This window comes from Rathayibacter sp. AY1A5 (genome assembly GCF_002930875.1).
Lineage (GTDB): Bacteria > Actinomycetota > Actinomycetes > Actinomycetales > Microbacteriaceae > Rathayibacter.
The window spans coordinates 91,046-103,552 of the sequence record NZ_PSTM01000007.1 but is presented as its reverse complement, the minus strand read 5'-3'; the positions used below and the strand labels follow the sequence as shown (position 1 = coordinate 103,552).

The window sequence follows — 12,507 nt, the reverse complement described above, 5'->3', positions numbered from 1 at the left end:
CTCCGGCCTCCGGGCTGAACCTTAAACCTGTAGTTGAGGCTTAAAGTTATGCTGAGTATGCATTTGGGGTTCGGCTCCGACGGTAGGCGGAGTCCGGTCGCGCTCCCAGCAGACACGCCCGCAACGCTCGAAAGAACGCGCGGATCCGCCGCCGGTCAGGGCCGGGGCGCCACGACGGCGGCCTGGGGCGAGGACACGTCGTAAGTGCCGACGACGGCGGGGTCGGTCGCGGCCATCAGCTTCTCGAGCACGACGGCCTTGAGCGCCGACTCGTCCGACCCGCCCCAGACGACTTCCGTGCCGTTCTGCAGGGTGAGCGAGACGTCGTCGCCGGTCGTGGCCGTGGCGGCCGTCACCTGCGGAGCGAGCGACGCGGGCAGGGAGCGCAGCACCCGCGCGGTCGCGCGGAAGCCGGCTCCCGAGGCGTCACCGGACGCGGTGGTGAGGACCGGGTAGCCGGGCTGCGCCGAGTCCGCCGTCTCGATGACGACTCCGGCCGCGTCCACGAGCTCGAAGCGGCCCCCCGCCGCGATCACGCCGAGGGGCGTGCGCTCGACGATCGACACCACGAGGGTGCTCGGCGGCCGGGTCTGCACCGAGTAGCTCTGGATGAGCGGGGACGCGCCCAGCACGCGGCCGACCTCGTCCCGGTCCACCAGGGTGAGCGGGACGCCGAGCTGGTCGTCGAGCTCGCTCTGCAGGGCGGCGGCGTCGACGCGCTGGGTGCCCGAGATCTCGATCGTGCGCACGGCCATGAGCGGCGAGAAGGCCGCGACTCCGACGATCAGGGCGAGGGCGACCAGCGACCCGGCCACGACCAGGGCGATCAGGCGGCGCCGACGCGCGCGCTTCGTGAAGCGGCGGACCTCCCCCCGCTCGTAGCGCCTCCGCTCGCGGGCGGCCCGGGAGACGGCCCGGTTCTCGGCACCGGGCACACGCAGGCCCGAGAGGGTGCGGCGGACCGCGCCCGCGCGCGACGGGGTGCGCTCGGCCGCCTCCGGGTCCACGCGGATCGCGGAGACGATCCGGATCGGCTCGGTGTCCGGCTCCGGCTCGCCGCCGCGCGTGGGGACGCTCCGACCGGGCGCCGGAGGGCGTCCGCCGTCGGGCCGCTTCACGGCCGCTCCCCCGCTTCGGGCGCGAGGACCGCGGTCATCGTGCGACCGGCGCGGCCTCGCTCGCGCCGAGCGACTCGAGCACCTGCGGGATGATCCGGTAGACGTCGCCGCAGCCGAGGGTGATGACGAAGTCGCCCTCGCGCGCGATGCCGGCCGCGAGGCGGGCCGCCTCCGCCCAGTCCGGGACGAACGAGACGTGCGACGGGTCGGCGAACTTCTCGCTGACCAGCGCTCCGGTCACTCCGGGCTCCGGATCCTCGCGCGCCCCGTAGACGTCGAGGACGATCGTCTCGTCGGCGTAGCGCTCGAGCGTCTCAGCGAACTCGCGGGCGAAGAGGCGGGTGCGGCTGTAGAGGTGCGGCTGGTGCACGGCGATGATGCGGCCCTCGCCGACCACGGTGCGCGCGGCGGAGAGGGCGGCGGCCACCTCGGTGGGGTGGTGGGCGTAGTCGTCGTAGACGCTGACTCCGCGGACCGCTCCGTGCAGCTCGAAGCGGCGCTCCGTGCCTCCGAACGCCGACACGGCCTCGAGCGAGGCGGCCGGATCGAAGCCCAGGCCCACCAGCACTGCGAACGCGCCAGCCGCGTTGATCGCGTTGTGCCGGCCGGGGATGCGAAGGCGGGCCGAGTAGCGCCTGCCCTCGTACTCGACCGAGAAGCCGACGGGGCCGACGAGGTCGAGGTCGACGACGCGGACGTCCGCCCCCTCGGCCTCGCCGAAGGTCAGCACCCGTCCGCCGTCCAGCCGCTCGGTGACGCGGACGGCGCCGGGGTCGTCGGAGGAGATGACGACGAGCTCGCTCGCGGAGGAGGCGAAGGTGACGAAGGCCTCCTCGAACGCCTCCAGCGATCCGTAGTGGTCGAGGTGGTCCGGGTCGACGTTCGTGTTGAGGGCGACCGCGGTGTCGTAGAGGAGGAAGCTGCCGTCCGATTCGTCGGCCTCGACGACGAAGACCTCGCCGGAGCCGGCGGCGGCGGAGGTGCCGAGGCTCTCGATGATGCCGCCGTTGACGAAGCTGGGGTCGGCGTCGACGCCGAGCAGGCCGGTGACGATCATGCCGGTCGACGTGGTCTTGCCGTGCGCTCCGGCCACCGCGACCAGGCGCTTGCCGCGCACCAGCCAGGCGAGCGCCTGCGAGCGGTGCAGCACGGGCAGGCCGCGCTCCTTCGCGAGCAGGTACTCCGGATTGTCGGGCCACAGGGCGGAGGTGACGACGACCGCCTCGGCGTCCCCGAGGTTCGCCGCGTCGTGGCCGATGGCGACCGGGACGCCGAGCTCCCGGAGCTGCTCGATGGGGTGGGACTCGCGGACGTCGGAACCGGTGACCCGGTGCCCGGCGTGGTGGAACAGCCGGGCGATCCCGCTCATCCCGGAGCCGCCGATGCCGATGAAGTGGACCGAGCCGAGCTCGTCGGGGACGGTGATGCCGAGGTCGGGCTTGATCACGGGGCTCTCGCTTTCGGGTGGGTCGCGGCGGGCGGGAGGGGCCTCCCGCGGTGCGCCGGATCAGTGTAGACGGTGGGCGGGAGTGCTCTCCCGAGCCGCGCGGAGCGGGCTCAGCGCGGCTCGGAGAGGGTCGACTCGATCAGGTCGACGAGCCGCCCGGAGCCGTCGCGGACTCCCACGCGGGCGGCCCGGCGCGCCATCTCGTCGCGACGGGCGGTGTCGCCCAGGAGCGGTACGAGCTCCCGCTGGACCCAGCCGGGGAGGAAGGCGGCGTCCTCGACGAGGACCGCTCCCCCGGCGTCGACGACGCCGCGCGCGTTGTAGCGCTGCTCGCCGTTGCCGACCGGGTACGGGACGTAGACCGCGGGCAGGCCGAGGGCTGTCAGCTCGCTGACCGTCGCTGCCCCCGCGCGGGAGACGGCCACGTCCGCGGCGGACAGCGCGAGGTCCATCCGGTCGCAGTAGGCGAGGAGGTGGTAGCCGGCCACCCCCGGGTCCGTGATCTCGGCGTGGTCGCCCGTGATGTGGAGGACCTGGAAGCCGGTGGCGACGAGATCCCGGGCGGCGGCGTGCACCGTCGCGTTGATCCGTCGAGCGCCGAGGGAGCCGCCGGTCACCAGGAGGGTCTGCCGGGACGGGTCGAGGCCCAGCGCCGCCATCGCCTCGTCGCGGCGCGCGGCCCGGTCGAGCTCGGCGATCTCGCGGCGCAGCGGCATGCCGACGACCCGCGCGTGCGGCAGGGGCGTGCCCTCGAAGGCCACGCCGACCGAGCGGGTCGCGCGCGCGCCGAGGCGGTTGGCGAGCCCGGGGCGCGCGTTGGCCTCGTGGACGGTGAAGGGGACGCCGGCGCGGCGCGCCGCCAGGTAGGCGGGTGCTGCCGCGTACCCGCCGAAGCCGACCACCGCGTCGATCCGCCGGTCGCGGATCGTCCGGACGATGCCGGCGATGGTCGCACGGAAGGCTCCGGGGAACCGCAGCGCCGCCGCGTTCGGACGGCGCGGGAACGGCAGCCGTGGGATCACCGAGAGCTCGTAGCCGCGGAGGGGGACGAGGCGCGCCTCGAGCCCCTCGGCGGTGCCGAGCACGAGAACCTCGTCGTCCGGGTTCCGCCTGCGGATCTCGTCGGCCGTCGCGAGCAGCGGATTGACATGGCCGGCGGTGCCGCCGCCGGCGAGGAGGTAGCGGGTCACTCCGCCGCCGCCTTCCTGCGGCGCAGCACGCCCGCGCCGGGCAGGGGCGCGGTCTGAGTGCGGGCAAAGGAGAGGACGACGCCGATGGCGAGGAGCGAGCTGAGCAGGGCGGTGCCTCCGGAGGAGATCAGCGGCAGCGGGACCCCCAGCACCGGGAGCACCCCCAGGACGACGCCGATGTTGACGAACGCCTGGCCGATCAGCCAGACCATGATCGCGCCGGTGCTGATCCGCACGAACGGATCGGAGGACGCGTGGATGACGCGGAAGAAGGCGACCGCGAGGACCACGAACAGCGCCAGGACGACGATCGCTCCGATCAGCCCGAGCTCCTCGCCGATGATGGCGAAGATGTAGTCGTTGTCCGCGGCGGGCAGCCAGGACCACTTGGCCTTGGAGTTGCCGAGGCCCACGCCGAAGATCCCGCCGGAGGCCATCGCCCAGGTGCCGTGCACCGGCTGCCAGCACGAGTTCTGGTACTCCTCGACGTTGGAGCAGTCGCCGAGGAAGGACATGATCCGGGTGAGGCGGTTGTCGCTGGAGACGGCGAACAGCACCGCTCCGATCGCACCGACCACCACGATCGGCACGAGGACCTTCATCTGGACGTTCGCGTAGAAGAGCGCGGCGAGGACGATGCCCGCCATGATCACGACCGTGCCCAGGTCGCCTCCGATGAGGACCAGTCCGATCGCCGCGCCGCCGACGATCAGGACGGGGATGAGCGCGTCCTTCCAGTCCTTCGGCGACCGGTAGCGGCGGGCGAGCAGGAGCCCCAGCCAGAGGGCGAGCGCGAGCTTGATGATCTCGGAGGGCTGCATGCTGAAGGCGCCGAGGCGGATCCAGTTGCGGTTCCCGCCGACGGAGTCGCCGAGCGGCGTGAAGAGCACGAGGCACTGGAGGACGCAGCCGGCGATGAGCAGGATCGGCGTCACGCGCTTCCACACGCCGAGGGGCAGCCGCGAGACCACCAGCATCATCGGGATCCCGAGGAGGGCGAATCCGCCCTGGCGCAGGAAGCCGCCGAAGGAGTCGTCGCTCGACACGTAGGAGGTGACCGACGAGGAGGAGAGCACCATCGTCAGTCCGAACAGCACCAGGAAGAGCGTGGTGCCGAAGAGGAGGTAGAAGTTCGGCGAGTGGGAGGCGAAGACCTTCGACAGGACGATCCGCGCGGAGCGGGCCCCGCTCCGGTCCTTCCCACGCGGCTCACTGCGCGAGCGGCCCGCGGGGCGGCTCGTCGTCGGAGCGGTCATCGGCTCCCCCTCCCAGGTGTGTCGCCACGGCGGCCGCGAAGGAGCGGCCCCGAGCCGCGTAGTCGAGGAACTGGTCCATCGAGGCCGCGGCGGGTGCGAGCAGGACGACGTCCCCCGAGCGGGCGAGCGTCGCGGCGGCCTCGACGGCCGCCTGCATCACCGCACCAGTGTCGTCCGGCACCGCCTCGCTCACGGGGAGGGCGGGCGCGTGTCGCCGGAATGCCGCGAGCAGCGCCGAGCGGTCGGCGCCGATCACCACGGCGCCCCGCAGGCGGCCGACGTGCGCGGCCACGAGGGCGTCCACGTCGACGCCCTTGAGCAGGCCGCCGACGACCCAGACGACCGACGGGTACGCGCGCAGCGAGGCGTCGGCGGCGTGCGGATTCGTGGCCTTGGAGTCGTTCACCCAGGTCACCCCGTCGTGCTCGGCGACGACCTGGATGCGGTGGGCGTCGAGCTCGAAGGACGCCAGCGCGGTGCGGACGGCCGTGACCTCGATCCCGCACGCTCGGGAGAGCGCTGCCGCGGCGAGCACGTTCTGGACGATGTGCGGAGCGGCGAGGTTCCGTGCGGCGAGCTCGTCCACGGTGGTGATCTCGAGGGCACTGGTGCGGCGGTCCTCGAGGAAGGCGCGGTCGCAGAGGATGCCGTCGACGATCCCGAAGTCGCTCGGGCCGGGCACGCCGAGGCCGAACCCGATCGCCCGGGCGCCCTCCACCACCTCGGCGTCGAGCACCATCTGCTCGGTCGCCGCGTCGGCGCGGTTGTACACGCAGGCGACGCGGGTGCCGGCGTAGACCTTGCCCTTGGCCGCTCGGTAGGCGTCGAACGAGCCGTGCCAGTCGAGGTGGTCGTCGGCGATGTTGAGGCACGCGCTCGCGATCGGCTCGATCGCGCCCAGGTAGTGCAGCTGGTAGCTCGAGAGCTCCACGACGAGGACGTCGAAGCCCTGCGGGTCGCGGACCGCGTCGAGCACGGGCACGCCGATGTTGCCGCAGGGTGCGGCGCGGAGGCCGCCGGCCACGAGCATCGTCGCCGTGAGCTGGACGGTCGTGGTCTTCCCGTTGGTGCCGGTGACGGCCACCCAGTCCGCCGGAGTGCCGTCGGCGCGCACGACCTTGTCGCGGACGCGCCAGGCGAGCTCGACGTCGCCCCACACGGGAATCCCGGACTCCGCCGCCCACACGAGGATCGGGTGCGTCGGCCGGAAGCCGGGCGACACCACGACCAGCTCCGGTGCGAACGCGTGCAGCTCCTCCGGAGCGGAGTCGAGGCGGTCGGCCCGGTGCAGGCGGGCGCCGATCACCTCGAGCAGGCGCTCGCGCTCCTCGTCGGCGCGGTCGGCGAGGACCAGCACCTCGGAGCCGAGCTCGGTCAGGGTGTCGGCCACCGAGAACCCGGTGACGCCCAGGCCCAGCACGGCGACGCGCAGGCCGCGCCAGTCCGAGTGCCAGCTGCGGAGGGAGTCGGGACGGGCGGGATCGGTCATGCCAGCGACAGCCATTCCAGGTAGAAGAGCCCGACTCCGGCGGCGACGAAGATGCCGGCGATGATCCAGAACCGGACCACGACGGTGATCTCGGCCCAGCCCTTGAGCTCGAAGTGGTGATGGAGCGGGCTCATCAGGAAGATGCGCTTGCCCCGGGTCAGCTTGAAGTAGATCCGCTGGAGGATGACCGAGCCGGTCACGATGACGAACAGGCCGCCGATGAGGATGACCAGCAGCTCGGTGCGGGTGAGGATCGCCAGGGCCGCGAGCGCGCCGCCGAGGCCGAGCGAGCCGGTGTCGCCCATGAAGATCTGCGCCGGCGAGGTGTTCCACCAGAGGAAGCCCACCAGGGCACCGGAGACGGCCGCCGCGATGATGGCCAGGTCGAACGGGTCGCTCACCTGGTAGCACTTGTCGACGACCTCGGGGTTGAGGTGCTGGTCGAAGCACCACTGGTTCGACTGCCAGAACCCGATGATGACGTAGGAGCCGATCGCGAGGATCGAGGACCCGGTGGCGAGTCCGTCGAGCCCGTCGGCGACGTTCACGCCGTTCGACGTGCTGGTGACGATGATGCAGATCCACAGCACGAACAGGCCGATGCCGATCCAGCCGAGGGAGGCGAAGTCGAACGGCAGGTCGCGGATGAACGAGATCGAGGTGGACGCGGGGGTGAGCCCGTTGGAGTCGCGGACCATGATCGCGATCACCGCGAAGGCCGCGGCGACGATGACCTGGCCGGCGATCTTCGCCCAGCCGCCGAGGCCGAGGCTGCGCTGGTTGCGGGTCTTCAGGAAGTCGTCGACGAAGCCGACGAGTCCGAGCCCGACCATCATGAAGAGCACCAGCAGGGCCGACGGCGCGATCGCCCGGTTGCCGAACAGCATCCCGAGGAAGTAGCCGACCACGGTGCCGATGATGATGACGATGCCGCCCATCGTCGCCGTGCCGTGCTTGACGTGGTGCGACTTCGGTCCGTCCTCGCGGATGAACTGGCCCCACTGCAGGCGGTGGAAGAGGCGGATGAACAGGGGCGTCATCAGGAGCGTGAAGGCTCCCGAGAACGCGCCGGACAGGAGGAGTGCCCTCATCGGTGACGCTCCCCGAGACGGTCGGCGAGGAAGCGCAGCCCCGCGGAGTTGGACGACTTGACCAGCACGGTGTCGCCGGGTCGCAGGTAGTCCTCGAGGAGGTCGAACGCCTCGTCGGAGGTCTCCGCGAAGACGGACTCGCCGCTCCACGATCCCTCGCGCTCGGCCGCGACGTGGATCCGGCGGGCGCCTCGGCCCACCACCACGATCTGGGAGATGTTGAGGCGGACGGCCAGCAGGCCCACGCGCTCGTGCTCCTCGTCGGCCCACTCGCCGAGCTCGCTCATCTCTCCCAGGACGGCGACGGTGCGCCCCCCGGGCTTCGCGATCTGGGCGAGGGTGCGCAGGGCGGCCGCGGTGGAGTCGGGACTCGCGTTGTACGCGTCGTTGATGACGCGGACGTCCTCGCCGCCCAGGACCTCCATGCGGCCGCGCTCGGCGAGGGTGACGGTCGCGAGAGCCTCGACGATCGCGGGCAGCGCCACTCCGACAGAGAGCGCGGCGGCGGTCGCCGCGAGGGCGTTCATCACGTGGTGCTCGCCGAGGACGCGCAGCAGGAGCTCGGCGCGAGCGGCCTCGCGGCCCTCCCCCGCCGAGACCTCGATGGCGAAGCGGGTGCCGTCGGCGGTCGCGTCGATGTCGACGGCGCGGACGTCCGCGCTCTCGCCGCGGCCGAACCAGAGGACCCGGGCGGCGGTGCGGCCCGCCATCGAGGCGACCCGGCCGTCGTCGGCGTTCAGCACGGCGACGTCGTCGGCGGTGAGGTCGGCGACCATCTCTGTCTTGGCCTCGAGCGTGCGCTCGATCCCGCCGAACTCGCCGGCGTGCGCGAGGCCCACGGCGAGGACGACGCCGACGTCGGGCCTGGCCATCCGGACGAGGCGGCGGATCTCGCCGACCGCGCTCGCGCCCATCTCGGCGACGAGGAAGCGCGTCGACTCGGACACCTGGAGCATCGTGATCGGCGCGCCGACCTCGTTGTTGAAGGATCCGCGCGGAGCGACCGTCTCTCCGACCCGCTCGAGGACGGTGCGGAGGAGGTTCTTGGTCGTCGTCTTGCCGTTCGAGCCGGTGACGCCGATGACGGTGAGCCCGCCCTTCGCGCGGACGCGCCGGACGACCTCGGTCGCCAGCGCTCCGAGCGCCTCGACGGAGTCGTCGACGAGGACCTGCGGCACGTCGAGGTCGAGCGGGCGCTCCACGATGAGGAGCGCGGCACCGCGCTCGAGAGCGGCGGGAGCGAAGAGGTGGCCGTCGGTGTGCTCGCCGCGCTTGGCGACGAAGATCCCGCCGGGCGCGATCTCGCGGGAGTCGGTCTCGGTCGCTCCATCGATCACGGTGGCGGCCGTGGCGGACGAGCCGGCCAGGTGGAGGCGTCCGGAGACGGCCTCGGCGATCTCGGTGAGGGTGAGGGCGATCATCTACAGCCAGCCCGCCTCGCGCAGCGCGTGACGGACGTCGTCTCTGGCCGAATACGGCATGTGCACTCCTGCGATCTCCTGGTGGTCCTCGTGGCCGGGCCCGGCGTAGAGGATCGAGTCCCCTTCGCGCGCGAGGGCGACGGCGGCGCGCACGGCGGCGCGCGGGTCGGCGATCTCGTGGATCTCCCGGTCGGGCACGGCGGCCCGGGCGCCCTGGAGGAGCGCGGCGCGGATGGCGGCCGGATCCTCCCAGCGCGGGTGGAAGTCCGTGATGACCACGACGTCGGCGAGGCGGGCGGCGATGGCGCCCATGTCGCTCCGCTTGGTCGTGTCGCGGTCCCCGTCCGCCCCGAACACCATGAACAGGCGGCCGGGCGTGATGGTCCGCAGCGCCTCGAGCGCGTTCTGGAACGCGTCGGGGGTGTGGCCGTAGTCGACGTAGACGCGCGGTCCGCGCTCCCCCGAGACGAGCTCGGCGCGGCCCGGGATGTAGACGTCGAGACGGCTGTCCTCGAGCGCGTGCGCGACGGCGTCCAGGTCGAAGCCCGACTCCACCAGCATCACGATCGCCAGCGCCGCGTTGGACGCCATGTACCAGCCGATCAGCGAGACGGTGACGACGACGGAGCGGTTCTCGGGCCCCTCCAGGCGGAAGGTGGTGCTGTCGGGCGTCGCGTCCAGCACCGTCATCGACCAGTCGGCGGGCGTCGTCGGAGCGACTCCGACGACCGGCGAGCCGGCGAGCGTCGCGACGGGGATGCGGCTGCGCTCGGCGAGCTCGCGCCCCCAGGCGCTGTCGACCGTGACGACGCCGCGGCGTGCGCGCTCCGGCTCGAAGAGGTCGGCCTTGGCCTCGAAGTACTCGCGCAGATCGGAGTAGTCGTCGAGGTGGTCGTGGCTGAGGTTCGTGAAGCCGACGACGTCGAAGACGAGGCCGTCGATCCGGTGCCGCGTGATCGCCTGCGCCGACACCTCGATGGAGACCGCGCGGACGGCGGACTCGCGCATCCGCGCGAGCAGGCCGTGCAGCTCGCTCGCCTCGGGAGTGGTCAGCGAGCTGACCACGGCGACGTCGCCGATCCGGCGCTCGGCGGTGGAGCTGAGGCCGGAGACGACTCCGAGCCGGCGCAGCAGCGCGTCGAGGATGTAGACGACGCTCGTCTTGCCGTTGGTACCCGTCACGCCGAAGAGCGTCGGGACGTCCTCGCGGGTGCGGTGGATCCACGCGGCGACGTCGCCGAGGGCGGCCCGCGGGTCGGGGGTCACCAGCACGGGCAGGCCGCTGTCGGCGGCGAGCTCCGCTCCGGCCGGGTCGGTCAGCACGGCGACGGCTCCGGACGCCGCGGCGGCCGCCGCGAAGGCCGCGCCATGGGCACGGCGTCCTGCGACACCGACGTAGAGGTCTCCGGACTCGACCTGGTTCGAGTCCAGCGTGACTCCGCTCACCTCGACGCCCTCGAGGCCGCGGACCGGGCCGAGGGAGAACTCGGCCACGAGCTGCGAGAGACTCCGCGGCACGGGGTGCTCGGGGCGGAGCGAGGACTGCGGGCGAGGGTCGTGCACTGCCCGCTCTTTCTCTCGTTCTGGTGCGTGGATCGTGGTCCCGGCGGGGCTCACCACGTCGTCGGGTACTCGACGGGCGGCACCGTGGACGGCTCCACCCGGTTGGTCTTGAGCACCTGGGTCATGACCTGCTGGAAGACGGGAGCCGTCGCCTGGGACGTATTCATCTTAACCGGATCGGCGATGGTGACCGTCACGACGTACTCCGGGTCCTCCGCCGGCGCGAGCCCGGCGAGCGAGACGGTGTAGCTCTTCGAGTAGCCGCCCTTCCCGTCGGGCTGCTGCGCGGTACCGGTCTTGGTGGCGATGTTGTAGCCGTCGACGTGGATGTCGTTCGCCAGCCAGCCCTCGTTGTAGTGCGTCTGCAGCATGTCGACGACCTGCTTCGCGGCCGAGCTCGACACCACCTGGGTGCCCGTCGCATCGGGGACGTCCACGACGGAGCCGTCGGCCGTGGTGCAGCCGTCGATCAGCTGCGACGGGAGCCGCACTCCGCCGTTGCCGAGCGTCTGGTAGATGCTCGCGACCTGCACCGCGGTCGCCGAGACGCCCTGGCCGAACATCGTCGTGTAGTTCGTCTGGTTGTCCCAGTCCTGGTGGTCGGCGAGCAGGCCGCCCTCCTCGCCGGGGAAGCCGCTCGTGGTGGGCGTGCCGAGACCGAACTTCTGCAGGTAGTCGTAGCGGGTCTGGGCCGACAGGCGGGAGCCGAGCATCGAGATGCCGACGTTCGACGAGTCCTTGAGGATGCCGGTCAGCGTGTAGTTCGTCGGGGTGTGCGCGAAGTCGTCGCTGAACGAGGCGCCGTCCTTCTCGAAGGAGTCCGGGACGACGACCTGGGTCGTCGGGCCCGCCTGGCCCTGGTCGATCAGCATCGCGGCCGTCATCGGCTTGAAGGTCGAGCCCGGCTCGAACGGCGCGCGGAAGGCGCGCGAGCTGCGGTCTGCGGAGGCGCTCGCCTCGACGTTGTTGGGGTCGACCGTCGGCGTCTCGGCCACGGCGAGCAGCTTGCCGGTCTTGACCTCCTGCACCACGACGATCCCGTAGCTGCCGCCGACCTCGGCGACGCGCTGCGAGAGGACCTGCTGGGAGTAGTACTGGAGGTCGGAGTCGATGGTGAGCTTCAGCGTCCCGCCGTCGACGGCCGGGGTCTCCGAGACGGTGCTGCCCGGGATCCGGACGTAGTCGGCGCTGCGCTCGTAGCTCTCGGACCCGTCCTGCCCCGCGAGGCAGGTGTTCTCCGCGTACTCCATGCCCTCCTGGGCCGCTCCGTCCGCCCCGACGTAGCCGACGAGGTTGCCGGCCACCGCGCCGTTGGGGTAGCTGCGTCCCTGCTGGGTCTCGAAGTAGGTCCACGGGATGTCGAGCGCGACGAGCTTCTGGTAGGCCTCGAGGTCGAGCCCCTCCGAGAGGATCAGGTAGTTGGCCTTGGCGTCCTTCGCGAGCGCGGCGTCCACCGCTCCGGTGATCTGCTCGACCGACTGCCCGGTGATCGCGCCGATCTCGGAGGCGGCCTGCTGCACGCTGACCATGACCTTCTGGTCCTCGCCCAGCTCGCGCGGGAACTCGGCCACGTTCTTCGGCGAGGTCGTCAGCCGGTAGCGCGTGGTGGTGTCCGCGAGCACCGTCCCGGAGCGGTCCACGATGGGGCCGCGCTGGCCGTAGGTGACGACGCTGTTCGACTGGTTCTGGGCGGCCGCATCGGTGAGCTCGTTCGCCCGCACGATCTGGATGTCCACCAGCTTGCCGATGAAGAGTCCGACGACGGCGACGATGATGACGAACGTGACGGCCGTGCGGCGTCTGCTCGAGCGGTGGTGTCTCACTGCGGCGTTGTCCTTCTTGCTCCGGGCGGGCGGGCCGCCGTTCGTCGGGTCCGGATGGTCGTCGTGCGCCCCGCGGGGCGGGTGCCCGCACGGAGGCGGACCGCGACGC

9 protein-coding genes are annotated in these 12,507 nt (G+C 72.1%); all 9 read right to left on the bottom strand.

The features are described from left to right. Positions 1-155: 155 nt before the first annotated feature. The 9 genes from C5B98_RS06795 to C5B98_RS06755 all read right to left on the bottom strand — a co-directional run bounded on the left by C5B98_RS06795 (position 156) and on the right by C5B98_RS06755 (position 12,398). On the bottom strand, positions 156-1,118 hold the full coding sequence (locus tag C5B98_RS06795) for a cell division protein FtsQ/DivIB (RefSeq protein WP_104327511.1): 963 nt from the start codon (positions 1,116-1,118) through the stop codon (positions 156-158). 34 nt (positions 1,119-1,152) lie between these two features. Then, positions 1,153-2,565: a UDP-N-acetylmuramate--L-alanine ligase gene (gene murC, locus C5B98_RS06790; RefSeq protein WP_104327510.1), complete on the bottom strand. Its 1,413-nt coding sequence runs from the start codon at positions 2,563-2,565 to the stop codon at positions 1,153-1,155. Between the two features lie 110 nt (positions 2,566-2,675). Next, on the bottom strand, positions 2,676-3,755 hold the full coding sequence (gene murG, locus C5B98_RS06785) for an undecaprenyldiphospho-muramoylpentapeptide beta-N-acetylglucosaminyltransferase (protein WP_104327509.1): 1,080 nt from the start codon (positions 3,753-3,755) through the stop codon (positions 2,676-2,678). Beyond that, positions 3,752-5,011: a putative lipid II flippase FtsW gene (gene ftsW, locus C5B98_RS06780; RefSeq protein WP_104250757.1), complete on the bottom strand. Its 1,260-nt coding sequence runs from the start codon at positions 5,009-5,011 to the stop codon at positions 3,752-3,754. The genes murG and ftsW overlap by 4 nt, the downstream gene beginning before the upstream one ends. After that, positions 4,965-6,500, bottom strand: a complete 1,536-nt coding sequence (gene murD / locus C5B98_RS06775; RefSeq protein WP_104327508.1) for a UDP-N-acetylmuramoyl-L-alanine--D-glutamate ligase — start codon at positions 6,498-6,500, stop codon at positions 4,965-4,967. Before murD ends, ftsW begins: the two co-directional genes overlap by 47 nt. Further along, entirely contained in the window at positions 6,497-7,591 is a 1,095-nt protein-coding gene (gene mraY, locus C5B98_RS06770; RefSeq protein WP_104222591.1) for a phospho-N-acetylmuramoyl-pentapeptide-transferase, read from the bottom strand. The genes murD and mraY overlap by 4 nt, the downstream gene beginning before the upstream one ends. Continuing rightward, entirely contained in the window at positions 7,588-9,012 is a 1,425-nt protein-coding gene (murF, locus tag C5B98_RS06765; RefSeq protein WP_104222590.1) for a UDP-N-acetylmuramoyl-tripeptide--D-alanyl-D-alanine ligase, read from the bottom strand. Before murF ends, mraY begins: the two co-directional genes overlap by 4 nt. Next, positions 9,013-10,575 carry a Mur ligase family protein gene (locus C5B98_RS06760; RefSeq protein ID WP_104327507.1) on the bottom strand — a complete coding sequence of 521 codons (1,563 nt, stop codon included), beginning with the start codon at positions 10,573-10,575 and terminating at the stop codon, positions 9,013-9,015. A 50-nt stretch (positions 10,576-10,625) separates the two neighbouring features. Beyond that, the gene (locus tag C5B98_RS06755; protein ID WP_258063455.1) at positions 10,626-12,398 is read right to left on the bottom strand and encodes a penicillin-binding protein 2; all 1,773 of its coding nucleotides are present in this window, start codon (positions 12,396-12,398) and stop codon (positions 10,626-10,628) included. Positions 12,399-12,507: the final 109 nt, after the last annotated feature.